Source organism: Paraburkholderia dipogonis, from assembly GCF_046027395.1.
Taxonomy (GTDB): domain Bacteria; phylum Pseudomonadota; class Gammaproteobacteria; order Burkholderiales; family Burkholderiaceae; genus Paraburkholderia; species Paraburkholderia dipogonis_A.
In genome coordinates, this window is record NZ_JAQQEG010000016.1 from 1 (window position 1) to 25,031 (window position 25,031).

Annotated in this window: 18 protein-coding genes; 3 read left to right on the forward strand and 15 right to left on the reverse strand. The window is 63.2% G+C overall.

Translation table 11 applies throughout. The features are described from left to right. Window positions 1-481: 481 nt before the first annotated feature. Entirely contained in the window at window positions 482-2,479 is a 1,998-nt protein-coding gene (gene rpoD, locus PQR32_RS17495; RefSeq protein ID WP_408229177.1) for an RNA polymerase sigma factor RpoD, read from the forward strand. Window positions 2,480-2,537: 58 nt separating this feature from the next. On the opposite strand, the gene PQR32_RS17500 is transcribed toward rpoD, so the two are convergent. Continuing rightward, a complete protein-coding gene (locus PQR32_RS17500) occupies window positions 2,538-2,918 on the reverse strand; it encodes a hypothetical protein (RefSeq protein WP_408229180.1) in 381 nt (126 codons plus the stop codon). Window positions 2,919-3,433: 515 nt separating this feature from the next. Here PQR32_RS17500 and PQR32_RS17505 point away from each other — a divergent pair. Continuing rightward, window positions 3,434-3,910, forward strand: a complete 477-nt coding sequence (locus tag PQR32_RS17505) for a PRC-barrel domain-containing protein (protein ID WP_408229183.1) — start codon at window positions 3,434-3,436, stop codon at window positions 3,908-3,910. A gap of 185 nt (window positions 3,911-4,095) precedes the next feature. Here the strand turns inward: PQR32_RS17505 and PQR32_RS17510 are convergent, their stop codons facing one another. The 11 genes from PQR32_RS17510 to amaB form a co-directional block, all read right to left on the reverse strand. Continuing rightward, entirely contained in the window at window positions 4,096-5,142 is a 1,047-nt protein-coding gene (locus PQR32_RS17510) for a M48 family metallopeptidase (RefSeq protein ID WP_408229186.1), read from the reverse strand. A gap of 13 nt (window positions 5,143-5,155) precedes the next feature. Then, window positions 5,156-6,262, reverse strand: coding sequence for a YjgN family protein (locus PQR32_RS17515; protein ID WP_408229189.1), 1,107 nt, complete (start codon window positions 6,260-6,262; stop codon window positions 5,156-5,158). A 111-nt stretch (window positions 6,263-6,373) separates the two neighbouring features. Continuing rightward, window positions 6,374-7,198 carry a YfaP family protein gene (locus tag PQR32_RS17520; protein WP_408229597.1) on the reverse strand — a complete coding sequence of 275 codons (825 nt, stop codon included), beginning with the start codon at window positions 7,196-7,198 and terminating at the stop codon, window positions 6,374-6,376. Between the two features lie 22 nt (window positions 7,199-7,220). Then, a complete protein-coding gene (locus tag PQR32_RS17525; protein ID WP_408229600.1) occupies window positions 7,221-7,997 on the reverse strand; it encodes a YfaP family protein in 777 nt (258 codons plus the stop codon). Window positions 7,998-8,116: 119 nt separating this feature from the next. Further along, complete coding sequence (locus tag PQR32_RS17530) at window positions 8,117-9,895, reverse strand: DUF2300 domain-containing protein (RefSeq protein WP_408229192.1); 1,779 nt, start codon at window positions 9,893-9,895, stop codon at window positions 8,117-8,119. Window positions 9,896-9,911: 16 nt separating this feature from the next. Continuing rightward, window positions 9,912-14,717 (reverse strand): alpha-2-macroglobulin family protein, encoded by a 4,806-nt coding sequence (locus tag PQR32_RS17535; protein ID WP_408229195.1) that lies wholly within the window; start codon window positions 14,715-14,717, stop codon window positions 9,912-9,914. Next, window positions 14,714-15,415, reverse strand: a complete 702-nt coding sequence (locus PQR32_RS17540; protein WP_408229198.1) for a DUF1175 domain-containing protein — start codon at window positions 15,413-15,415, stop codon at window positions 14,714-14,716. The genes PQR32_RS17535 and PQR32_RS17540 overlap by 4 nt, the downstream gene beginning before the upstream one ends. Continuing rightward, window positions 15,416-17,200, reverse strand: a complete 1,785-nt coding sequence (locus PQR32_RS17545) for a DUF2138 domain-containing protein (RefSeq protein ID WP_408229201.1) — start codon at window positions 17,198-17,200, stop codon at window positions 15,416-15,418. A gap of 455 nt (window positions 17,201-17,655) precedes the next feature. Continuing rightward, complete coding sequence (locus tag PQR32_RS17550; protein WP_408229204.1) at window positions 17,656-18,852, reverse strand: aminotransferase-like domain-containing protein; 1,197 nt, start codon at window positions 18,850-18,852, stop codon at window positions 17,656-17,658. 122 nt (window positions 18,853-18,974) lie between these two features. Then, on the reverse strand, window positions 18,975-20,147 hold the full coding sequence (locus PQR32_RS17555; protein WP_408229207.1) for an NAD(P)/FAD-dependent oxidoreductase: 1,173 nt from the start codon (window positions 20,145-20,147) through the stop codon (window positions 18,975-18,977). A 128-nt stretch (window positions 20,148-20,275) separates the two neighbouring features. Then, a complete protein-coding gene (amaB, locus tag PQR32_RS17560) occupies window positions 20,276-21,775 on the reverse strand; it encodes an L-piperidine-6-carboxylate dehydrogenase (RefSeq protein WP_408229210.1) in 1,500 nt (499 codons plus the stop codon). Between the two features lie 435 nt (window positions 21,776-22,210). On the opposite strand from amaB, the gene PQR32_RS17565 reads away from it, so the two are divergent. Beyond that, complete coding sequence (locus PQR32_RS17565) at window positions 22,211-22,477, forward strand: zinc-binding dehydrogenase (protein ID WP_408229213.1); 267 nt, start codon at window positions 22,211-22,213, stop codon at window positions 22,475-22,477. Between the two features lie 176 nt (window positions 22,478-22,653). On the opposite strand, the gene PQR32_RS17570 is transcribed toward PQR32_RS17565, so the two are convergent. The 3 genes from PQR32_RS17570 to PQR32_RS17580 form a co-directional block, all read right to left on the reverse strand. Beyond that, window positions 22,654-22,968: a Rieske (2Fe-2S) protein gene (locus PQR32_RS17570; RefSeq protein WP_408229216.1), complete on the reverse strand. Its 315-nt coding sequence runs from the start codon at window positions 22,966-22,968 to the stop codon at window positions 22,654-22,656. 68 nt (window positions 22,969-23,036) lie between these two features. Further along, complete coding sequence (locus PQR32_RS17575) at window positions 23,037-23,900, reverse strand: intradiol ring-cleavage dioxygenase (RefSeq protein WP_408229218.1); 864 nt, start codon at window positions 23,898-23,900, stop codon at window positions 23,037-23,039. 66 nt (window positions 23,901-23,966) lie between these two features. After that, a complete protein-coding gene (locus tag PQR32_RS17580) occupies window positions 23,967-25,025 on the reverse strand; it encodes a maleylacetate reductase (protein WP_408229221.1) in 1,059 nt (352 codons plus the stop codon). Between the last annotated feature and the right edge of the window lie 6 nt (window positions 25,026-25,031).

Consider the following 25,031-nt stretch of genomic DNA (forward strand, 5'->3'; position numbering starts at 1 on the left):
GAGAACGACTGACACGTCGTCAACCCCCTTTCGTGAATTTTCTTTTAGCCAGGCGCCGATCGACGCCAGAAACAGGCGTCCCCTATATATAGGGAGAGTGGTGCAAACGCGACCCCGTCGTGTCAGGACGGCCGAACTCCTCTATAGTGAGAAGCTTGAAATCAGCGAATGTGCACGCACCTAGACGCATCGACCCGGCGACCGCTCTACGCCCGACCAGCGGCCCAAGGACGAACCTGCGACAAACGCGCATGATGAAATGATGTGCACAAGATGAGCGCGATGGCCCAAGCTCGTATATAATGCGAGCCGCGCGAATTTCGCACATTTCTATCGGCCCGCTTCGAGCGGGCTCATCTTTTTTGCTCCCCAGAGCACAGCCAAACAACCGCGTTGAGTCACTCAGGTGATGTTGAGCCATGCTCGAAACGCCTGACGGTCGCGTCTTGCGTCTCATAGCGAAGCCTCTAGAGGAGAATACGTGAACCCTTTTGATCGCGAAGATTCGCAACACGAAACCGCCGCCTACACCGCCAAAGCTCCCTCGGGCCGTACGGCCAAGGGCAAGGGCGCCGGTAAAGCGATCCCCGTGGCGGCCGAGCTGCCGCCGCAGCAAGCCGAAGAACGTCAGCGCCAGATGCGTGCGCTGATCCAGTTGGGTAAGGAGCAAGGCTACCTGACCCACGCGCAGATCAACGACCATTTGCCCGACAACTTCGCGCAAACAGCCGCGATCGACAGCATTGTCAGCGCGTTCAACGACATGGGCGTGCAGGTCTACGAACAGGCCCCGGACGCGGAAACGCTGCTGCTGAACTCGAACGCCCCCGCCGTGGTGTCGGACGATCAGGCGGATGAGGAAACCGAAGTCGCCCTGTCGACCGTCGATTCCGAATTCGGCCGCACGACCGATCCAGTGCGCATGTACATGCGTGAGATGGGCGCGACTGAACTGCTGACGCGCGCCGGCGAAATCGCGATTGCCAAGCGCATCGAAGACGGCCTGCATGAAATGGTGCAGGCAATTGCCGCTTGCCCGCTCGCGATCTCGGCCATTCTGGCGAGCGCTCAGCAGGTTGCCGACGGCGAACTGCGCATCGACGAACTGGTCGACGGTCTGAACGAAGACACGCTCGCCGCCGAAGAAGACAGCGCAAGCGCGGACGCATCCGCCGATGTCGACGCCGACACGGACGGCGACGACGACGAAGACAGCGACGACGACGTCGGCCCGGCCGACTCCTCGGCAGCGGACGAAGCACGCCTGAAGCAACTCACGAGCGACTGCCTCGAGATCTTCGCCCAGGTCGGCATGCTGTCCGACCAGATGAACGCGTCGCACACGCGCGGCGATGTCACCTCGAAGGCGTACCAGCGCGCGCGCGAAGAGATCCAGCAGCACCTCGCGAAGATCCGCTTCACCGCGCGCACAATCGATCGCCTGTGCGGCGACGTGCAGCAACAGGTTGCGCAAGTTCGCGCGATCGAGCGCAACATTCTGCAAATCGTCGTTTCGAAGAGCGGCATGCCGCGCGAGAAGTTCATCGAGTCGTTTGCCGGTCATGAAGCCGACCTCGGCTGGACGGAACGTGCGGCGCGCGGTGCGTCGTCGTACGGCGCGGCGCTCGAGCGCCATCTGCCGGCAATTCAGTCCGAACAGCAAAAGCTGATCGAAATCGAAGCAACGGTTTCGCTGCCGCTGAAGCATCTGAAAGAGATCAACCGCCAGATGGTCGCGGCCGAATCGAAGATGCGCAAGGCGAAGAGCGAGATGATCGAGGCGAACCTGCGTCTCGTGATCTCGATCGCGAAGAAGTACGTGAACCGCGGCATGCTGTTCCTCGACCTGATCCAGGAAGGCAACATCGGCTTGATGAAGGCGGTGGACAAGTTCGAATACCGTCGCGGCTGGAAATTTTCCACCTACGCAACGTGGTGGGTTCGTCAGGCCGTGACGCGTTCGCTCGCCGATCAGGCTCGCACGATCCGCGTGCCGGTGCACATGATCGAAACGATCAACAAGCTGAACCGCATTTCGCGCGAAATCCTGCAGCAGACCGGTCAGGAAGCGCATCCGTCCGTGCTCGCGGAACGCATGGAACTCTCGGAAGAGAAGGTGCGCGGCATTCTGAAGATCGCGAAGCAGCCGGTATCGATGGAAACGCCGGTCGGCGACGACGGCGACGCCACGCTCGGCGATATGATCGAAGACTCGGCAGCGTCCTCGCCGGCCGACGCAGCAATGCAAGCCGACTTGCGCGCCGCCATCGACGACGCACTCGACTCGTTGTCGCCGCGCGAAGCCAAGGTGCTGCGTATGCGTTACGGCATCAACACGAAGTCGGACCACACGCTCGAAGAAGTCGGCAAGCAGTTCGACGTCACGCGTGAGCGGATTCGTCAGATCGAGAGCAAGGCCATGCGCAAGCTGATGCATCCGAGCCGCGCCGACCGCCTGAAGTCGTTCCTCGACCGCTAAGCCAGCAATAGCGCTTGTCGTGCACCACGCACGGCAAGCGCTTTTTTTTGTCCGTCTCTCAGGCAAGCAGCGAAATGACCCCTCCGATCGTAATTCCCGCTGCCAGCCAACGGCCAGCCGTATAGAACGCGTTGTGCGCTTCCTGAGGCTGATCCGGACGCTCGAGCCCGAGCGTGCCGTACGCAAACGATTTGACCGCTGAGACGCCGGCTGCCAGTGTGCCCTCGCTTGCAGAATCGCTGACTGCGTCACCTTGACCCGTATTGCTATCTTGAGCCGCCGTCGTTGCGCCTTCCGCGGAGATATGGACGGCATCATCCTGCGTGGGAGCATCCGCCGTCGATGTCTGTATGACGGCGTCGTCCGCCGCGGACGGGCTTTTCGTCGTCGCGCGGTCCGGTCCCGGCAGTGTCGGCGACAACACACTGTCGATTTGCATAGCAACCTCCGTTGGTTTCGCTTCGATACGCCGGCCGCCGTCCGCTAGCGGCAAGTCGAAGTACGCTCGTGCAGTTGCGCCGCGAACGGTATGTCAACGACGAACGGCCGGTTACAACACCTATCGACCCCAGTGCGCCGAAACTTGAGCACAGGTAAGAAAGGGTAAGCGCTTTCCTTTGGATCGCTGCGTCCTCGCGCCGCCGGGTCCGAAACCCACCTCGCGCTGAACAGCGCGACAAGATCCGTTTGCGCAAGCTGGCGGCGAAACGCGGCTTGGCCCGTTGCGTCGAGCCCTGACGTCACCCGCCGCGGTCGCGCAACTTTCGCCGGTAACGCTTCCCACAATTGCGCCATGCTTCGCATGCCCCGCCGCACGGCTAGGCGAACCATGGCCGCCGCGCGACCACCCGTGGCGGCAACCGCCTGAAAAGCGCTCCCTCACCAACCATCGCCCCAGGTAACAGGCATAGTCGTTGCGCGCTCCTCATGTACGCTTTTTACGAGGAGCACATCATGACTACGCTCGATCCCCAAGTCCCGGCATCCGCCGGCACGCAAGGCGCAACTATCGTTGGAGTCGGCATCGGTGACGGTCCCGGACCGGATGTCATGGCGGCCTCCACGCTCGACGGAAACAAGGTGATGTCGTCCGACGGTGAACATGTCGGCAAGATTTCCGACATCATGCTCGACGTACGCGGCGGCCGAATCGCCTACGCGGTGTTGTCCACCGGCGGCTTTCTCGGCATGGGCGACACCCTTCACGCGATTCCCTGGAGCGCGCTCACGCTCGACACGGACGACAAGTGCTTCGTGCTCGATGCAAGCGCCGAACGGATCAAGAACGCGCCGGGCTTCGATAAGGATAACTGGCCTTCGATGGCGGACATGCAATGGGGCACGTCCGTGCACGAGTACTACCACCGTCCGCCGTATTGGGCGGTCACGCGTGACGTAGTGGAAGAGCGGGGATTGGACTCCGACCTTTGACCGTCAAACGGCCGGCATCGAGCCTCACGAGCCGCCTTCTTGCTGAAGGCGTGCTCGCTGTCGAACCTGTTCACAGCATTTGTCCACAGAAACTGTTCGCAAGCCTGTGGACAACCTGCGCATGACTCATCCAACTCCTTGAACGCATTGGCTTTGACCGCTGCGCTCCCAATGAGTCGCGTGCCTCACGGCTTGCCGCACATCGAGCGGACAGCAGCCCATTCGCGCGGCGTCAACGCACTTTCACCGAGCGGGGACCCTTGGCTTTGCTTTTGCCGATCGCTCGTCCGCGGATGATCCGAGAGGAATTCCACCGCAGCGCCGGCACTGCCGTTGCGCTTGTCGTTGCGTGCGTCAGTCAGCGCAAAAAACCCGGCAAGCCCGTCGCTGCGCAAGCCGCTTGCTTGCAGATAGGCGACGCCGTTTGCATCGGCGAGGCGCTCCATATCGCGGCTATACGACAAACCCACGAGTCGCCCAGCCAGCGTCGACACGTCAGCAAAGCCGAGATTGATGCCGAGCGTCGCGCTGATCACGCCGATACCGGCGCCGCGAAACGACGCGACCATCGGATCGCGCCGCGCGATATGCCCCGTCTCGTGCGCCATCACGCCGGCCAGTTGATCGACGTTGCCGGTGCGCTCGATCAGACCTCGCATGATCACCATGCGCGCGCCAGGCAGCGTCAGCGCATTGACCATCTTGCGGTCGATCACCTCCAGGTGGACCGGCTGCGCAATACCCGCCGCGTGAGCGAGCCGCGCTTCGAGTTGCTCGAGCGCGCGCTGCCCGTCTTCACCGCGACACACCTTGTGCTTGCCGACGACGACTGCTTCCACCATCTCGCCGAGCTGGTTTTCGGCGCTGCGCGGCACCAGCGCCGCACCCACCGCCGGCAGTCGCACGACGAGCACAAACGCGAGCACTAGCGCCACCACGCCGACCGCCATCCAGCCGAGATAGTGCCGCCGCTTCATGCGCCGCTGTACGATCTGCGCCGGCAGCGCGGCGGCATCGATCGACACGCGACCCGGCTCGCCTTTGCACGACAACGCGACTCGTCCTTCCGGATCGGGTTCGCCGACGACCAGCCGCGCGCGCGGCCACACCGCCAGTTCGCCCGCTATGCCGTCGATGAAGAGAAACGCGTCGCTCCAGCGCAGCGTCGCCGCATGAGCAGCGGCGCTGCGGCCGTCGTAGAAGCGCGCGCCATTTGAATCGGAGAGCGTCAACACCGCCTCAGAATCAGAACGCGCCACCGTGATCGAGCAGGTTCAGCATGCCCTCGCCGGTACGCGGCGGCGCCTGATCGCTTTGAGCCAGCGTCTGCGGATCGAGTTGACCGGACACCTGCAGCGTATCCGCCGCGAGTCGCATCACGCGATGCAGCACGATCGGCAAACCCAAACCCAGCGTGAACACGACGATGGCCAGATTGCCAAGGATCATGCCGAGCAGACGACCCGCGGTGATGCTGCTGCCGAAGCGCAGTTGCGAGCCCAGTGTCGTATTGCCCATGACATGCCGCGTCACCAAGGCCAGGTAGAAGCACTGAATCAACAACGCGCCGACGATGAACAACACGTAGAACAGAAACACCGAGCCGACAGCGGCGAGCGCGGCGGGACCGTTGCCCTTCAGCGGAGCGTGGCCGATAGGCAGCAACGCCATGAAGCTCTTGAGGAAGATTGCCCCGAGCACGAGCAGCAGCACGACCACGCCCACGAACGTCCCGACGAAAGCGAGATACAACGCGCGGGCGCGGCCTTCGAAGTGAAACGGCAAGCTGCCGAAACTGCTCGCGTTGATGCGGCGTTCCGCGAGGCGCATCGACACCCACGGCGCCATCTGACCGAGCGTGACGATGCACAGCAGGCCATACAGCAACACATACACGCCATAGACGAAGGACGAGCCGGTCATGCCGCCGCGAATCCCGCACCACTGTGTGCGGCTCAGGCGATAACGCTGCGCGCTGAAATAAGCGCCCGCCGCGACCACCGCGATCACGATGTAGAGCGCCAGAAGCGGCACCGCGCCTAACAACGCACTTCCCGTGACGGCGCGCAGAATCGCGCTGAGAATGCCCGCGCCGACAATCGCGCCGATCATAATCGCGATCGCCAGTAAAAAACCTTTGAACAATTCCCCGCCGGTGCCGGCGTATTCAAACCGTTCACCTTGAAAACGCATGCGCGACCAGATATATCGACGAGTATTGGTGGTCGCCCAAAATCGATAAATACCAAGCGTGATGATCTGCAGCAGCAGATTTTTGATGAAGATCCCGTACAACTCCCCAATCTTGCCGTCATAGGTCAAGAGCGGCTGCTTCTGGTCGAGTGAATTCATTTTTCTTCTGCCCCATTTCACGAACTGACGTTTTTATGGCCCGCGTACGCGTAAGCGTTGCGGGCTGGTGACGGCCCCGCACAAAACTGACTTGCATCCCGCCCGCTGTTTTTACGGCAATACAAACGTTTTCACGAGCGTCAATTCACCGGCCTTGCGCATAGGCGCGCGAATCGTTTCGCTCTTTTCGTTCGGCGTATTCTCGTTCGTGATGATGGTCACTTGCGCGACGGTCATATCGGCGCCGCTATTGCCGCTGCCGTAGTAATTCACATAGACCAGATACGTGCCCTTCAACGGCGCCGCGGACGAGTAAATCTCCGGCCCATAGCCGGTCGTCACATCGACGTCGAGCGCGCCGCCGTTCGGCGCGACGCGCTCGCCGTACCAGGTGTGCGCGCCGTCGGGCGAGACGACGTGCAGATCCAGATCGGTGCCGTCGGTATCCCACGCGAGCAGCACGCGCAACTTCGGCTGGGTCTTGCCGCTGTAGGCGTCGTAGAACTGCACGCGCTTGCGGCTGCCATCCGGCGCACGCAGTTCGACGCCGTTACTGCCCGCGGGAAACGCATACGGACGTGAGAACTTGCCGTCCTCTTCCACGCGCTGCGGCAGCGGCGTGCCGTCGACCACCAGCGTGCCCACCGACGTGCCCTTCTTCTTCGGCGCGTTGCGGATCTGTCCTTGGATCAGCGCGAATCTGGACTGCCCTTCCGGCGTCGACACCGCCACCGCCGGATAATGCACGTCCTGCGTATAACGCTCGCTATCGCCGCTCGTGTTGCGCCAGCCGTTCAACGGCGCGTCGAAGTCGATGTCGCTCGCCTGCGCCGCGGGCGCCACCAGCGAGCAGGCCAAACCAGCCACACAGGTGAAACATGCAATCGCGAGCCAACCGCGGCTCGCCTTTGTCCAACCCGTCGTCTCGACCTTCATTGTCACTACCCCCATCCCGCTGTCAGAGTCGCTCGCTTTTCACGAGCATCAGGTCGCCGATCTTGCGCAGCGGCACGACCATCGTTTCACGCCGTTCGTTCGGCGTGTTTTCGTTGAACACCAGCGTCAACGTCGCCGTGATCACGTCGCGATCGTGCGCGGCGGCGTCGAAGTTGTAGCCGGTCGAATCGAAATTGCCCCAGTAATTCAGAAAGAACAACCACGTGCCATGCTCGGGCGCCGCCGACGAAAAGATCCCCGGTCCCGCGCCGTCCACCGAATCGACGTCGAAACCGCTGCCGTCTTCGAGTGTCGGGTTGGCGAAGAACGCATGCAAACCGCCCGGCGTGATCACATGCAGATCGACCTGCGCGTGCGGATCATCCCACGTGACCATCGCGCGTAATTTAGCTTGCGGCTTGCTGCGGTCGGCTTCATAGAACTGCATGCGCTGGCGTTGCTTGCCGTCGGCGGAAATCAGCTCGATGCTATTCGAGCCCGCGCCGAACGCCCATGGCCGCGCAAACGCGCCTTCGTCGTCGGTGTAGAGCGGCGTGGGGTTGCCATTGACGACGAGCGTCGGCGGTTTGCGCGCGTGTTTGTCGATGTGCTTCAGACGTCCTTCGATCAGCGTGCGAAAGCGCTGCGCGCCGCGGTCGACCGGCGGCCGCGGATACGCCGCGACGAAATGCTCGCCCTCGTTCGTCAGCCCGCTGTGGCGCCAGCCGCCGAACGCGCCGGTGAGATCCGCGACTGCACCGTCGGCGTCAGTCGCGGCTTGGGCGTTCGGCGCGATCATGCAGATCGCAATCGCAGCGACGGCCGCGGCTGCGGCCAGCGTCACGATTGCGCGAACGCGGAGAGCACGCCGCAGCGATGGCCAGCGCAACAAGAATAACGGCGAGCGCGAGACGGTATTCATTGGATCGGATTGTCGGTACGAATCAGCGTGCGCGCGGTCCGCTCGACGAACGTCTCATCGAGACCACGTGGATGATGCTGAAACGCGAGGTGTATGTATTCATGCGCCAACGCGATACGGTCCTCTTCAGTCTGCAGGCGATACACGTAGACGCGATTGCGCTGCGCATCGGCATATGGCCGTCCCTCGCGCACGGCGCATACGGCGGGCAGATCGGGGGTTTCGTAGCCCGCCGCGCCGTCCATGCGCCGCGCCCACAACGGCGCGTTGCGCTGCAGCCATGCCTGCGCGCCGGCCACCGCGACGCAGTCGCCCGATAGAGGACTTTGGAACGAAGTCAGCGTCGCTTGCGGCCAGGTGCGCGCGAGAATGGTGTCGAACGTCAGGCCGGTTTGTGCGGACGCCTTCGCCGCCAGCCAGCTCATCTGTCCCGGTGCGGACTTGTCGTGGTGATACTGAACGGGCGCGCCGGTCAGCACCAGCGCGTCGGTCACATCCGCGGCGTGGCGGGCGGCGGCCGTCGGCGCGCGCGGCAGGACGCGCTGCGTGTTGCTGCTGTCGTCGATACGGAAACAGCCGTGATCGTGGTTGCCGTGCTGCACGACGTAAGTGCGCGCCGCGACCGCCAGCGCCTTCGCCGCTTCCGCCTGGCTCGTGTCGCCTTCGCGCTCGACCACACGCGCCACATAGTCGTTCATGCCGAAACGGCCGACCACTTGCGGCGTGCCGGCCGCAGCGCGATCGAGCCGCAATTCGCCGCGGCTCGTCACACGCGCCCAATTGCCATTGACGAAACCGACCCGGAAATCGCCGCGCAACGGGCCCTCGGACACGGCGACCGGTCCTGTGTCGCCGAGCACTTCGCGAATCGGATAGCGGCTGAAGAAATCGACCAGCACACAAGCGCCGTCGTCCGGCACGGTGACTTGCGAGAGCAGCGGCGCGATGCGCGGCGCGGCGGCCGCCAGCACGCGCGCGCTGCCGCTCGGGCCGCCCAGCCACACCGGCGTGCCATCGGCAAGCCAACCCGCCGCGCCGCCGATCGAGGCGCCCGGACGCGCCGGATCCGGCATCGTCCACGTCTTGGCGCGCAGCACGCTGCCGTATAGGGACACCGTGCCTTCGCCGCGTCCGCTGGTCAGCACCGACACCAGCGTGCTCGCCGCCGCTTCGCGCGGCCGGACGGGCATCGCCTGCAAAGCGGCGAGCAGTTCGGCCACCGGTACGCGGCGCGCCGGCGTCACGGCGTGCAGATCGCGCAGCCAGGTGGGCGCGTGAGCAGCCGTCCAGTACTTGCGCCAGTCGGCGGAATCGAGTTGCAGGCGCGCGGGCTCGAAAAAGAGTCCGCACGACTGCACCAGCGCATGTTCGCGGTCGATGTGACCGCCTGTCATGCAGCAATACACCTCTTCCGGATCGTCGCCGTTGCAGGCGTAATCCGGCGTGGCGATGTTGCGGTCCATCAGATAGCCGTAGACGAACAGCTTCCAGACGCTGCCGAGCGGCGTCTCCAGTGTCGCGGGCAACGCACCTGCGGCCTGAGGCGACAAACCGACTGCGGCGCCGCTGCCGTCGACTTGCCAAAGCTGGTTCTGGCCGTCGCGCAACCAGGCGAAGCGCAGCATTTGCGACGAGGATGCAGTCGCCGACGCGACCGGAGACGAAGCCGCCGCATAGGCAACCGCGCCGTTGAAACCACACACCACGCCCACGGCGAGCGCGATCCGCAGCGTAGCTGCCAGACAATCGCGTAAAGGCCGAAGCGCGCGGAACATGACGGTCTCGTCTCGCTTACTGAATACGCAACGTCGTCACGCGATCGCTCTTGCCGCCTTCGAACGCCTTCGCGTCCGGCTGATACATGCGGAAGTAGCGCGCGGGCGGCAACGCGAACGTGCCCGGCAACGCGAAGCGCACCAGTTGCCTCAGCGTGACCGGCCGGTCGAGCAAGGGCACGGGCTGGTGATAAGCCAGCTCGCCCATCTCGTACGACGCAACGCGCTGGAACGGCTGCGGACCACCGGCACCATCCTTCGCGCCCGGCAGACCATCGATCGACACGCCCCAGCTCGTCGCCTCGACGTCGCCGCCCGGAGGCAGCGGCACGTCGAGCAGACCGTAGTGGTAAGCATTGCCCGAGCGCGGCGTGAGCGTGACTTCGTCGACGTACAGCGCGTTGCTGTCGATCGCATCGCCCTGCTTCACCAGACGCGCGGTGAACGCGGAGCGCCCCAACTGGCTCTCGCCGGCGGCTTCCTTTTTCTTCGGATCGACGGCTATCTCAACCGGTTCGAGCTTGTAGAAACGCCGCTCGACGGTGATGTTCAGACGGCTGTCTTCGCTCGTATGACTGCGGAACGAAACCAGCGCGTTGACGTCGGTGCGCGCAGCGCCTGCGTCGAGCGTGGCTGGCAACGCCGCGCCGCTCCATTTGTAAAACGGCGTGCCGGTCGGCGTCGCGGCGCGTGTCCATCCCGCGCCTTGCAGCGATGGCAGCGACGCGGCCGCTACGTCGCCGCCCAACGCTTTACGCAACCACAAGAGCGTCAGCGCGCGATCGAGCGTCGGATAATCGGCGCTGCTCTTCGCAAGCAAGGCCGGTGCATCGGCCGCCGCGCCGCCGTCGCTACCCGACATGACCAGCAGGCTTTGCACGAGTGGCGCCGGATCGTTGCTCAACGCCGTACGCGCGGCGCTTACCGCGGCGTCGAAGCCATCCGGCAATTGCGCGCTCGTGCTGCGCGCCATGCTGGCGATCAGCAGCGTCGCCATCTGCTTGCCGCGCGGCGAGTCGGCTTGCGCGAACACGATGCTGTCCGACGCGCCGTATGTGCCGCTGCGCGCGGGCGCATTGGCCGTGGCCGCCGCATCGCTCATCAGATCCGCCGCCACGCCCGATACCGGCGTCGCAACCGGCAGGCCCATCTGCTGCATGAACCACAAGGCGAGCGCGCGATGCAACAGCGGCTCTTTCGCCCCGGCGTCGCGATACACGTCCATGGCGTGCTGCCAGTTGTCGGCGGGCAGGCTGATGCCGAGGCTGCGGCTTGCGAGCCAGTCCGCGTAATACGCGTAGGCGGTGATCAGCGCGCTGCCGCCCGTCGTATCGCCCCACCAGCCGAACGTGCCGCCGACGCCCGCGAGCATGGCCAGACGCTGCCGCTGATTGCGCAGCAGCGCTTCGAGCCCTTGCGTCGAGCTCGCGCTATCGTCGTAGCCACGGCCGTGGCCGATCGCGTCGTGCGCGAGCGCCAGCGGAATCAGGCGGCTCGAGGTCTGCTCGGCGCAACCGTACGGGTAGTTGATCAGATCGTCGGCGACGCGCATGAACTGGCTCTGCGCGCTGCCGATGAAACGCACGCTGACGTCCTGCGCATCTTGAGGCAGATCGAGCGGCTTGTTCGAGCCGTCGAGCGCCACTGTATTCTGATGCAGATCGAGCCAGCCACTCGCGTCGAGATGAATCGTGGTCTGCAGACGGTCCACGTCCTTGCCCGCGCTGCGCAGAGCCGCGTTGATCACTCCGTCCTTCAGCGCACCGCTCGGCAGACGCAGATAGTTCGCGCCGCGCTTGAGCGTGACCTTCTGATTGAGCGACAACCCACCGCCCTCGACCACCCACTGCGCGTCCATCTCCGCGTCGGTCTGATTGAAGGCGATCATGTCGATGGCTGGCTGATCGTTGACGCGGAAGTGCGACGGCCCGCTCCACTTCAGATACAGCGCCTTGTCCGAGCGCACGTAAGCGGTGCGCTGACCGACCATGCCGTCCGGCGCCGCCGCGCGCACCGTGATGCGCCAGCGCGCCAGCGAATCCGGCATCTTGAACGTCATGGTGGCATGGCCGTTCGCGTCGGTTTTCAGATTGCCTTCCCACGCGGCCGTATCCTGATCATCGCGACGCGGCCGTTCGAGCACCTTCACGCCGCGCTCGTTGTAGTTGGCGCGTTGCGGTCCGCCCGGCGCGCCCTTCAGCGGCGAGCGCGCGAGGTCGTAGGTGATGAACGACAGGCTCGACGAAGTCCGCACGTTATTGCGGCGTGGGTGATAAAAGAAATCGACGATGTTCGGCGCGATTTCCGGCTGCAACACATAGACCATTTCATCGACCACGCTCACCGTCAAATTCGCCGCTTCCGGCTTGCCGTTCAGCGTACTGTCGAAATTCAGCGTGACCGTGTCGCCCGGGCCATACACCGGCTTGTCACTCTTCACGTTCAATTCGATCTGCGGCTGCGCGACCACGATGCCTGCGTTCTGGAACACGTATTCGCCGGCGTGCACGTACAGCACCGAGAACGTCATGTTCGGCGCGAAGTCTTCGCCCACCTTGATCCGCGCCTTCCATTGCGACGGCGCCACGCGCTGCAGTTGCAACCAGTCGCCGCCTGCCGTAAGCAGCGCGCGACGTTCGACGTTGTCGCGTTCGAGCGTGAGCAACGCGTCGTCGACGGGCATCGGGAAGGTGATCAACGCTTCGGCGGTATCGCCGATTTTGTATCTGTCGCGATCGAACACGATCTCGACGCTGCCCGGAATCGCCTTCAGGCCATCGCCCGCGACCCAGTGGCTGGTGGCGGCGAGCAGATTGCCCAGATCGTCCTTGACCGACAGCATGTACGAACCCGGTTCGTCGAACTGCACCGGGAACGATAGCTTGCCGCCCGCGCTCGCGCCCTTCAGCGCGCCTTCGCGATGCGTTTGCGATTCGAGGCGCGTCCATTCCCACTTCGACGGCGCATGCGACGCGGGATCGACCGCGCCGAGCGCCCGCAGATCGAAGCTGACCGCTTCCTTCGGTTGTGAGAACGATTTGGCCGTGGCCAAACGATACGGCGTCGCGCCGCGCGCGATCAGCACTTCGCGCGTCACGCGCACCTTGTACGCCGCGCCGTCCTGCGCGAACAACGTCAACGCGTAGCGGCTCGGCTCCTTTGCAGCCGGCAGCGTGAGGCTCGCGTTGCCATCACTATCCGTCTTCAACTCCTGCTGTTCGAGCTTGACCGGAAAGAGTCCCGCATAACGCAATTCGCCATCGACGATCGTCACTTTCTGCGCGCGCAGCGTAACCGAGATCTTGCTGTCGCGCACCGGCTTGCCGTCCGGATAGCGCAACTGGATCTTGCCCTTCAGCGCCTCGCCGGTCGCGTAGTCGGCTTTATCCATCGACAGGTTCACATCGAAGTGCGGCTTCACATATTCGGCGACGCGAAACGCGCTGCCGTAGACATCGCCGTTGTAGTCAAAGCGCAGCGTGTAGCCGCCGGCGGTGGCGTCGGCGGGCAGCGTGAACGCGGTGTCCGCGCCGGTATCGGACGCGAAATGCACTTTGCTGGTCGCCACCGGCGCGCCGTTCGGATCGAGCACGTCGAGCCTGATATCGGCCTCGGCGGGCGCGGACGATTGCGTCGCGTTCTGGAACGTGCGGCCGATGAACTTCACATGCACCGGATCGCCCGGCCGGTACATGGGCCGGTCGGTCACTGCGTAGATCTTCGTGTTGTAGATCTCGCTGTCGTAATAGAAATTCTCGGAGACGAACACGCCGCCCTGCGGATCGGTGCCGAGCACATAGCTACGCTCGGGGCTCACGTGTTGCAGCACGAGCGCGCCGTCGCCGCCGGTCGTGCCGCTTTGCAGGACGCCCACGCCGTCGGTCCAGTTCACTTCCGTATTCGCCACGGGCTTACCGTTATCGCGCCGCGTTGTCCACACCAGCATGCCGCTCGACGCCGCCTTCACGACCGCCACCGTGTCGGACACGAACAGCAGCGTATGCGCGCGATAGTTGCCGATCACCGCCTCGACGATATACAGCCCCGGCGGCAACTTGCCGACCGGAATCATGACGTTGCCCGAACTGGCCTCGATAAAGTTACTGCTGCTGCCCGCGAGATTCACACCCTTGGGCGGCTCGATCACTTTCGCGTCCCAGATCGGATAGCGGAAACGCGCGACCATGTCGTAGCCTTTCAGCGGCGCGAATTGCGAGTTCGGCTCGAATTGCGTTTGCTTGCCGGTCTGTTCGCCGAGCTTGAACTGGGGCGCCGCTTCGGTCGCCTTGCTGCGGGTCGCGAACGACAGCACACGCTGCCATGCGCGGCGCGCTTCGGTGAACCAGCGGTCCCACAGATACGCGAGCGTATTCGCGAGCCCTTCGCCCTGATAATTCGGCGCGACATTCAATCGATGCAGATTCTTTTGCGCCTTCAGAAAGTCCAGCGGCTTCGGCACGCGATACACGACGATATCCGCGCCGCCATAGGCCTGCAGCGCGTCCTTGAAATCGCGGCCGGGTGCTTCGAGCCGCACCTGCGCCAGTTGATCGCTGCCGAAGCTCGCGTCCGAGAGCAGGAAGAACGGCTGACCGTCGACCTTCTGCGAGCTGAAGTTGCTCGACAGCGCCGTCTGCAACGTTGGATTCCCGGCGATGTTCGCATCGGCGGCGGCCGTGCTCGACGCTTCGTCGTCCGCGTAAGCGGCCGGTGCGACGGCGAGCATCATGGCTGCGACCAACGCCGCGAACGTGCATGCCGCGCGACGGCGCGCATTGCCCAGCCAACCGCTCGATGGCGTGACGGAAATCATTCGGGTCATGGTGTCAAAAAGTCCAAACGAAACACGCCGACGAAATTCGGATTGCCGTCGAGCGGCTGCCAGCGGGAATCTTTCCATTGCATCAGGTCGGAGACGGCGACGGCGCGCAGACCGGTATCGGTCGGCGTGACGGTGCCTGTGTGATAAGCGATGTAGCGATCCAGCCAGATCATCAGATGCTGGTCGTCGCCCTGGTCGAAGAACAACAGATCCCCGGGCAGCGCCTGGTTCACGTCCTTCGAAACAAAACGGCTATTGCGTTGAATCAGTGCGATCGCCGATGCGTACGCGCCGGTGGAACCGTCGAGCTGGGTCCAGCGGTTGGCGATCGTGCGCTGTGACCCGGACAGTTGCAGTTCGGGCGGCATGCTGCTGGTATCCGCGAGACCGGTCATGCCGTTGGCGCGCAGCCATTTGGTGTCGTGCGGCCTGAGCGTCTCGCCGGCCGCGAAGCGCACGAGGCCCGCACAATCGCGTTGTGTCCAGCGCGGTGTCGGTCCGCGCCGCATCTGCTGGTCGACGATGCGCACGAACCACGCGCGAAACGCTGCGGATTGCTGCGGTGAGAGTGCGTCGGGGTCGGGCGATGCGATGGTGCCAGTGAGCGCGTGCGAGTAGGGTGAGAGACTCCCCATGGTGAACGCGCAGGCGGCGCGCGCGAGCCATGTGCGGCGCGAGAGTACGCGAAGGCGGCGCACTCAGTCGCCCTCGGTGCCGGGCTGATCCGCGGGCGTATCGGCAGCGGTGGTATTCGCACCGGCATCGGCCTTCGCGCGGTCGAACCACCACTCCACCGGCACCCAGCCCGTCGAGCCCGGCAGGTTTTGCGGCAGCGTCAGCGAAACCGGCGGGTAGTGGGCGAGCGCGTGCAGCTTCGGCACCAGATGCGTGCGCGACGCGTTGCGGAACACCGCTTCCTGATCCGCCGGCAACGCCGCGCCGGCCTCGCGTTCGATCAGCGCGGCAGCCGACGAAGGCGTGAGCGTCAGAATCGTGCGCGGCAGACGTTGTGGCGCGAGCGTATCGGCGAGCGCCGGATAGCGCTTGTCGAGCACCGCGAGCGTGTCGTCGACGAGACGGCCGTCCGGCGAGAAAATCAGATAGCCGTGCGCGAGTGCGAGCCTGACCGGGAAGTAGCGTTCCGCCGACAACTGCGACGCGAACGACGCCTTGCTGGTCACCGCCGTGCCCGAACGCGCGCTGACCGGACGCTGCCACACGGTGACGTCCGCGCCCTGGTCGCGCGTAGTGACCGGCAGGCGACGATAGCTGGAGTCAGCGCCATCGGCTCTGGCGGCCTTCGCTTCGTAGGCCCCGATCACGTTGCCGAAAGTCTTGCCGAGCGCGGTCTTCAATGCGGCGATGCCGGCCGCGTCCTGCTTCTTCACACGTGCGACGAACACCGGCGCAACCAGCGTGGACTTCGCATACCAGCACACCGCAGCAGGACCCGTGAGCTGATCGCCGATCGCGGCGGCGTTGTCCGCGCCGCCGTCGGCCACTTTGCCCAACAGGCCCGAGGCCTCCTTCCAGTCCGTCGGCAAGCTCGTGCAGGCCGCCGCATTGGCCGGCAACGCGCGCCACAGGTCGGCGCCGTTCCATTGCTGCGGCAACTTGCCTGGCTCGATCAGCGCAGAGGTTTGCCAGTTCGCCGCGGCGTCGCCGTTCGGCGAGAAGTCGAAGCGCAGCGCGTCGATACCGGAAAAAAACGCCTGATAACCGAACGACAGGTAATTCGCCGACACCACCAGCCGATGGCCCTTCGGCGCGCCGCCGGACGCGTCGAGCCGATAGGCGTGCGCGGCATCGTCGCGGCCCGAGGACAGCATCTCGGACACGGCGTCGGCCCGCTCGCCCAGCAAGCCGCCCTTCCCGTCGAGCAATACGCCGGGTGCGGACAGCACCACCAGGCGGTCGTCTTTGGTGGCGAACAGCAGCGTGCGGCCGACCGCCAGTTTCAATGCATAGACCGGCACGTCGCCGGAGAGCTTCGCCACCTGGCTCAGTTGCGCGTCGCTCGTGGCGACGTTGCCGACGCCTTGCAGCAGCTTGGCGAAGCCGTTGCGATGCATCGACATCACCCAGTAGCCGAGGCGGCCGTCGGGCGAACGCCACAGCAGCACGTGCGCGGGTTCGTCAAAGACACGACGGATCAGTTCGTCGCGCCAGTCGAGTTGATGTTCGAACGCGAGACGCCGCAGCGCGCCTTCGGCGGACAGACGCGTATTGCTCGATTCGTAGTAGTCGACGAAGTCTTGTGTCAGCACGTCGTGCAACAGCGGCACGCGCAGGATGTCGCGCGGCAAACGCGAGAGCGCTTCGCTGTCGATCACCGCGTCAGGGTGATGAATATCGAGGACGACTTCGCTGTTCTCGGCGACTTTGCGATGCCCAAAAGGACGCCACACCGCCTGAATGATCACGCCGGCCACGACTAGAAGACCGACTACCAGGATTGCAATCTTTTTGCGCGACATCTTCATCTGATTTCTTCTGGTTCGATGCGACGGTATTAACGCGGATGCCCGGTGGATTAAGCCAGCGGGATCAATCTCCGAAGGCAGCGATGATAACCGATATTTTTAGCTCAAAACCAGCGACGCTTCCTATTTAACAGTCGGACTTGCCTGATGAGTTTGACAAAAATCGGACACATGCGTGATTAAGGGATTAGGAAATGCATCCATTGGACACGGCGATTCGATTCGTTAAACCGACGCAAGCCAGTGCGGAGATTATATGCAGGAACACGCGGCGGCTAGCCGACGCTTTGAGAATAGTACCCATCGGCCTAGATGGCATTACTCGCCCGGGGCTTTATGCTAAATCCGCTTAATTTAGCGTACGCGTAAAAAAACCCGGCTGCGCGCAATGTGCTCGGCGGGTTATTTCAGGCATCGCGATTACTACTTTGATGCGAGCACCACCTTAGCTGCAGTCAAAAATGTTCGAGCGCCTGCTTCATTCTCTGCACGCCGGTTTCGATATCCGCCACGCCCGGCGCGGCAAATGACAAGCGCAATGCCGACGAATCGATATTGTCTTTATAGAACGCGACGCCCGGCACAAACATCACATTGCGCTCGATACAGGCGCGCAGATAATCGGACGCATTCTGACCGGCCTTCAATCGTGCCCACACGAACATGCCGCCCGCCGGACGATGAAACGCAATGTGTTCCGCCAGTTGCGCATCGAGCGCGTCGCACAGCGTGCGGCATTTCCCGGCGTAGGCGTCGACGATGCGTGGCAAATGACGCTCCAGCGCGCCGCTCGCGAGGTACTCCGCGGCGATCGCCTGGGTCCACGGCGAGCTGCACAGGTCGACGGTCTGCTTGGCGACGACGCAGCGCCGCAGAATCTCCGCGTGCGCGAGCATCCAGCCGACACGCAAACCCGGCGCGACGATCTTCGACAGACTGGAGAAATGCACGACCCAGTCGCGTGAAGCCGGCACCTGCTCGCTCAACGCGAGGAGCGACGGCAACGCTGTACCGCTGAAGCGCAGATCGCCGTAGGGATCGTCTTCGACGATCAGAAGGCGGTGACGTGCCGCCAGTTTCAGCAAAGCCGTGCGGCGTTCGAGCGACAAGGTCGCGCCGGTCGGATTGGCGAACGTGGGCACCGTGTACAACAGCTTCGGTGCGCGGCGCAATGTGCCAGCTTCGAGCAGTGCGGCGAGCGCGTCGACGTCGAGGCCGTCCTGATCGACGGGAATCGTGACCACGTCGGCCTCTTGCAGCTTGAGCGCCTGCAAGGTCGCGGGATAAGCCGGCTGCTCGACCAGCACCACGTCGCCAGGCGCCACCATCACGCGCAGCAGCAGGTCGAAGCCTTGCTGCGAGCCGGTCGTCACCAGCAATTCCTGCGGCGTGCAAGACACGCCGCGGCGCGCCATCAGGTGCGCGAGTTGTTCCTTGAGGACGAGGAGGCCGTCGGTGGGGCCGTATTGCAGGCAGAGCGTGGTGTGTTGCGACGCGCGTGCCGCCGCGGCGTCGAGCCCTTCACGATCGAACAGATCGCTCGCCGGATAGCCGCCGGCAAACGAGATCATGCCGGGCTGCGAAAGATATTTGAAAAGCTCGCGGATCGGCGAACCGGTCGGCGCTTCGAATGCGGGATTGAACGTGAACATGGTGACGGGCCGCTTGTCTCGAGAGGGAAGATCGGCGTCGATTGTGGTCGTCGTCAGGATGCGCGGCAAACGATATCTACGCACTACGTATTGCGTTTTCCGCATCACCCCGGCGCGCGTGGCTACACCACGTTCTTCTCCACGATGGGCCGGTTTTCGAGCACGCGCGTGAAGCTCAACGAGCCCAGATCGAGCGTGGTGTAACGGCCATGCAGGATCAGTTCGCTGATGCCGCGCCCCGTTGCCGGACCTTGCTGCAAACCATGTCCGCTAAAACCGTTGGCGAAAATGCAGTTATCGACATCCGGGTGATAGCCGATGATCGCGTTCTGATCGAGCACGTTGTATTCGTAGTAGCCGGACCAGCAATTCTGCACGCGCAGCGCTTCGAATTGCGGCACGCGATGCGCGAGCGTCGGCCAGATCACGTCGTCGAATAAGGCGTGATCGACCTCGTCGAGCGGCAGATCGTCGGGGTCGTTATCCGCCGACGGCGACGTGCCGCAGATAAACGATTTCCCTTCGGGACGGAAATACACGCCGCTCGGATCGATCAGCAACGGGCACCGTTCGAGTTGCCCCGGCGAGGTGACATTGAAAATACTGCGGCGCCGCGCATACACCGGGATGTCGATGCCGACCATCTGCGCGACTTTGCGCGACCACGCGCCGGCGGCATTGACCACGACATCGCAGGCATAGGTCTCGCCGTTCGCGGTCTGCACTTGCGTAACGCGTTTGCCGTCGCGATAGATGGCGGTGACGTCGGCGGCGACGTAGCGCGCGCCCAGCGACTGCGCCTTCTTGCGCAGCGCCTGCACGAGTCCGTAGCCGTCGAACCAGCCCTCGCCGCTCTCACCATATGCGCCGGCCACGAGGTCTTCTGTATTGAGCCAGGGAAAGCGCATTTGCAATGCGTCTTTGTCGAGCAGGCTGATATCCGCACCGAGACTCGTTTGCAGCGCGTGGTTCTCGCGCAGCGTCGTCTCGCCGGCGGGCGTCGCCAGGAACAGATAGCCGCCTTCGTGCAGATCGATCGACGGCTTGGCTCCGTCGACCTCAAGCCGTTCACCGATCGAGCGCAAAAACTCGATGCCGAACAACGACATCTGAATGGACAGCGGTGTGGAGAATTGCTGACGGATCGACGCCGCCGACAATGCCGACGACGAGCGCGCATAAGTGGGATCGCGTTCGATCACCGTGACGCTGACTGTCGGATCGGACAGCCGCAAGAAATACGCAATCGAGCTGCCGATCACCCCACCGCCGACGATCACGACTTTGGAACTCACGTCTTACTCCACGAGTAGCGTGGCCGCTCGCAAACGCCGGCGGCGCAAACGGATTGCTGAAGAAGGTTTTGCAAAGCGCAGCGGCGCAGGAATGCGCCGCTGCTTTTTGACCAGTCAAGCGAACGGTATTAGCCGATATTGAAGTCGATACCCTGCGCGAGCGGCAACGCCGACGAGTAGTTGACCGTGTTGGTGGCTCGGCGCATATAGGCCTTCCACGCATCCGAACCCGACTCGCGGCCGCCGCCGGTTTCCTTCTCGCCGCCGAACGCGCCGCCGATTTCAGCGCCGCTCGGTCCGATGTTGACGTTCGCGATCCCGCAGTCGCTGCCCGAGTCGGACAGGAAGCGCTCCGCTTCGCGCAGATCCGTCGTGAACACGCACGACGACAGACCGTGCACCGCCGCGTTGTTCGCCTCGACTGCGTCGGCGAAATCGGTGTAGCGCAACACGTACAGAATCGGCGCGAAGGTTTCTTTCAGCACCACCGACGTTTGCGACGGCATTTCGACGATCGCCGGACGCACGTAGTAGCCGTTTTCATAGCCCTTCACATCGACGCGTTCGCCGCCGAACACCTTACCGCCTTCGGCCGTGGCCTGTTGCAGCGCTTCCTGCATGCGGCCATACGATTGCTTGTCGATCAGCGGCCCCATCAGCGTGCCCTTTTCGAGCGGATTGCCGATCGGCACCTTGCTGTACAACTGCTTCAGACGCTCGATGGTTTTGTCGTACACGCTCTCGTGGACGAACAAACGGCGCAGCGACGTGCAACGCTGGCCCGCCGTGCCCACCGCCGAAAACAGAATGCCGCGCATGGCGAGTTCGTGATCCGCGGTTTGCGTGACGATGCCCGCGTTATTGCCGCCGAGTTCGAGCAGCGAGCGGCCGAAGCGCTTCGCCACTTCCACGCCGACCGTGCGGCCCATTTCCGTGCTGCCCGTCGCGCTGACAATCGACGCGCGCGGATCAGCCACCAGCTTCGCGCCCACGTCGCGGCCGCCGTTGATCAAGGCGGTGAGGCCGGCCGGCGCATCGCCGAACTCTTGCAGCGCTTCTTTGAGAATCTGATTAACGGCGAGCGCGGTGAGCGGCGTCTTCTCCGACGGCTTCCAGATCACCGCATTGCCGCAGACCAGCGCGAGCGCCGCATTCCACGACCACACCGCGGCCGGAAAATTGAACGCCGAGATCACGACGCAGGTGCCCATGGGATGCCACGTCTCCGCCATGCGATGCCCCGGACGCTCGGAGGCGATCGTCAGACCGTACAGTTGACGCGACAGACCGACCGCGAAATCGCAGATGTCGATCATTTCCTGCACTTCGCCCATGCCTTCCTGAAGAATCTTGCCGGTCTCGAGCGTGATGATGCTGCCGAGCGCCTGCTTCTTCTCGCGCAGACGGTTGCCGAGCAGACGCACCAGTTCGCCGCGCCGCGGCGCCGGCACGTTGCGCCAGGCGGTGTACGCCTCTTTCGCCTGGGCGAGGGCCGTGTCGACTTCCGCCACCGTATTGCTGGCCACGCGGCCGATGAGGTCGCCGGTGATGGGCGAATGAACCGCGATGTCGCCGGCTTGCGCCGCGTGGGCAATGCCGAGGTCGGCGAGGATGGTGGAAGCGTCCATGAGAATCCCTTTAATTTCCGATGCGAAACAAGAGTAAGTTCGGAAACTATACACGCGGGTTTTTGTGGCGGCAAGGTGAAGCGTTCGATTAGAAAGGGACAGAGCCGTCGGATAGTTCAGGATACAAGGCGTCGACGCCCCGACCAGACCGCTGCTGGCCGGGATGAGGCTGCTACCACCCGAACACGACAAACGTTGATGTTCGCCCTGCCGCGGGGATCTTTTCGGACAGACCCTGGCGACGAAATGGAGACGTTACGATGAGAAAAATCGTTTCCCTTAGGAAATTCCTGCGTAATGCTCCCGCGCCCTTCTGGCGAGCTGTGCGCTGCGGACAACAGGACCTTTCGCGATCCAGCGGAATGCACGTCCCGAGGAGATCGCCGGCGTCGTTGTCAATGTGATCAGCCAGGAAGCGCAATTCGTCACGGATGCTTGATCATTGAAGGCGGGTTCAATGCCACAATCGTATCCATTGTTGAGAAGCCGGACGCCGAGCGTGCGTCACAATGCGGACTACGCGCGGACTTCTTGCTGGTCTCCGTCAACACATCGACTCTGGAGAAACTCGCCGATCTTGCCGCGACCGGCCAACTGAAAAGCTCCATTGGTGACGTGCTCGCTCTCCGTCAGGCACAACGCGCCCACCAGATGATGGAAGGTCTAAAACACAAGCCGGGAAAAGCACTCCTCGTGCCATAGGTTCATCCGGCTTGAGCTTGGGGCCGCCAGCCGAGTTCAGACAAGCCGAATTGAGTAATAGGGCGACGTCGTGCGTCTTTATCATTCCGCTGTCGCAAACTTCGAAAACCGCGGTCGTTGATAGCTTTTAATTCTATCGAGTCGTTAGAGTCAGCTCATACACTACTCAGACGATCTCACGCCTTTACCAGCACTTTCCTTCCCGCAATGCATACGCCGACCGGCGTCAGTGTCGCGCCCATACACGGGCCGTCGACGCACCGTCCGTCCTCAAAACGGAACATCGCACTGTGATGCGCGCACATCAGCAGTTCACCATCGTAGGCCCAGAACGTGTCGGGCTCGTAATTCAGTGGGATCGAAAAATGAGGACAGTGGTTGTGATATGCCCACGCATGGTCCCCACGCCGCACCACGACGACGCCCGGCATTCCCGAGTCCCGCTGGATTAAAACGCCTATTGCGCCACCATCTGGCACGTCATCGAGCATGCATCATCGAGCATGCACAGAAAGCCCGGTTGCAGTTCGTCTTGCGTTGCGGTCATCGCATCGGCCCCTCAAGCACTGCGCCGGCACAACACGAAATCGCGCTGCACTTCGTAGAACGGGCTCGGCAAATCCCACTTCCCAGCCGCCGACGCATTGTCATTCGACACATAGTCAATGACGAGCGAAGGCTTCGCGCCGAACACCGCGTCGGATTCGATGTACTCATCGCGCGCCGAATAGAGCGCCGTCGTCAGCGTCTCGTAACCGGGCGCTTCGATCAGGAAATGAATGTGTCCGGGGCGCATCGGATGGCGGCCGGTCGCCAGCAGCATCTTTCCAACCGGGCCGTCCGTCGGAATCGGATAACTGGTTGGCTTGATGGTTCTAAACGCATATTCGCCATTCGGACCGGAGCGGAATTTCCCGCGCAAATTACTCTCCGGCTGATCCATATCCTGACCTTCGTACATGCCGTTATTCGCCGTCTGCCAGACTTCGATGAGAGCGCCAGCCACTGGGCCGCCGTGCTCATCGATCAAGCGTCCATGAATGAGCGCCGGTTCTCCTTCCGTGCGCGCGATGTTGGCGCCGAATGCCTCCTCGTTTGCGCCTTCACGATAAAACGGCCCGAGCAGACTGCTTTCGGTACTGTGGCCCTCATGTCCATGATTGATTGCGTCGAGTACGATCGACAGGCCTAAGGTATCCGACAACAGAATGAATTCCTGGCGGATTCCGTCGCACTTCTGACCCGTCTCAGTGAGGAAATCGATGCCGCGCCGCCATTCGTCGCCCGTCAATTGAATGTCAATGGCGAAAGCATGCAAATGCCCGACAAGCGATCTCATGATCTCTTTCAGGCGTCCATCGGCGCAACCCGCCATGCTGTCCAGAACGTGTTCGGTCAGGGGATGGAGAGGAGATTGTTTCATTGTCTGGTTCATTGCATCGCTCGCTGTTCGATTCAGTAAAAAGGTGCGTCAAGTGCCACTGCGTCACTACGTCGGCCTTCGCCCTTCGAATGCGTTTTCAAGCAGGACCCGCAATGGTTCGCGCTCCACGGGACGCGGGTTCCAGTACGGGTTTTTCAAAGCGAGCGTAAGCGCAACATCCAGATCATCAGCTTTAAGGCCGATGTCCTTCAATGCAGTAGGCGCCCCGTTGTCGCGAGCGAGATCGAACACGGCTTGCGCGGCGTCGTCAGCGTGCAAAGCGCGGGCAATGCGCTTCATCGCGACGGGTGCGGCGTCGCGGTTATAGGCCAGCACGTGCGCGAGGACGATCGTATGGGCTTCAGCATGCGGCAGATCGAATGTCCCGCCGAGCGTGTGACACAGCTTGTGATGCAGCGCCATGCCTACGCTGCCGAGTACCGAACCGCACAGCCATGCGCCGTACAGGCACTCAGCGCGTGCCTCCTGGTCGGCAGGGTCTTGCATCACGCGCGGCAGACCGGCGCCGAGCGCGCGGATACCCTCCTCCGCCATCAGACTGACGATCGGGTTTGCGTCCTGCGCATAGAGCCCTTCAGCCGCATGCGCAATCGCGTTGATGCCACTGGTCAACGACAATGCCCGCGGCAATGTTGTCGTCAAGGCCGGGTCGTAAATCACCGTCTTCGGCAACACGCGCAGATCGCGTCCTGTCCTCTTCACCCCGGCCTCCGTGAGGCCATATATGGGCGTCATTTCCGAGCCGGCATAAGTGGTCGGAATCGCGATGATCGGCAGAGAGGTTTCAAGTGCAATCGCTTTGCCGAGGCCAGTAGTCGAACCGCCTCCCAATGCAATCGCACAATCCGCGCCGATGCGCGCCGCAAACTCACGCGCCGCGCGCGCTGTTTCGACGGGCACGTGCATCACGGCTTCTGCGTACACGCCAGCCGCGCGCGATCCGAGACTCGCAGCCAGCGCGTCCGCCTGCGCACGCTGCTGCGGCGTGGCCAGTACAAGTGCGCGCGTCGCGCCGAGCAAGTCGATCTCGCGGCCGAGTTGGTCAAGACTGCCCTGACCGAAGATCACGCGTGAAGGCAAACCGTTGTAGACGAATGGCTTCATGTCGGC

What these genes read in the sequence shown, in the direction of transcription:
- PQR32_RS17500 (WP_408229180.1), bottom strand. Translation starts at nt 2,918, where the DNA reads ATGCAAATCGACAGTGTGTTGTCGCCGACACTGCCGGGACCGGACCGC.
- PQR32_RS17505 (WP_408229183.1), top strand. Translation starts at nt 3,434, where the DNA reads ATGACTACGCTCGATCCCCAAGTCCCGGCATCCGCCGGCACGCAAGGC.
- PQR32_RS17515 (WP_408229189.1), bottom strand. Translation starts at nt 6,262, where the DNA reads ATGAATTCACTCGACCAGAAGCAGCCGCTCTTGACCTATGACGGCAAG.
- PQR32_RS17520 (WP_408229597.1), bottom strand. Translation starts at nt 7,198, where the DNA reads ATGAAGGTCGAGACGACGGGTTGGACAAAGGCGAGCCGCGGTTGGCTC.
- PQR32_RS17525 (WP_408229600.1), bottom strand. Translation starts at nt 7,997, where the DNA reads ATGATCGCGCCGAACGCCCAAGCCGCGACTGACGCCGACGGTGCAGTC.
- PQR32_RS17530 (WP_408229192.1), bottom strand. Translation starts at nt 9,895, where the DNA reads ATGTTCCGCGCGCTTCGGCCTTTACGCGATTGTCTGGCAGCTACGCTG.
- PQR32_RS17535 (WP_408229195.1), bottom strand. Translation starts at nt 14,717, where the DNA reads ATGACCCGAATGATTTCCGTCACGCCATCGAGCGGTTGGCTGGGCAAT.
- PQR32_RS17545 (WP_408229201.1), bottom strand. Translation starts at nt 17,200, where the DNA reads ATGAAGATGTCGCGCAAAAAGATTGCAATCCTGGTAGTCGGTCTTCTA.
- PQR32_RS17550 (WP_408229204.1), bottom strand. Translation starts at nt 18,852, where the DNA reads ATGTTCACGTTCAATCCCGCATTCGAAGCGCCGACCGGTTCGCCGATC.
- amaB (WP_408229210.1), bottom strand. Translation starts at nt 21,775, where the DNA reads ATGGACGCTTCCACCATCCTCGCCGACCTCGGCATTGCCCACGCGGCG.
- PQR32_RS17570 (WP_408229216.1), bottom strand. Translation starts at nt 22,968, where the DNA reads ATGCTCGATGACGTGCCAGATGGTGGCGCAATAGGCGTTTTAATCCAG.
- PQR32_RS17575 (WP_408229218.1), bottom strand. Translation starts at nt 23,900, where the DNA reads ATGAAACAATCTCCTCTCCATCCCCTGACCGAACACGTTCTGGACAGC.
- PQR32_RS17580 (WP_408229221.1), bottom strand. Translation starts at nt 25,025, where the DNA reads ATGAAGCCATTCGTCTACAACGGTTTGCCTTCACGCGTGATCTTCGGT.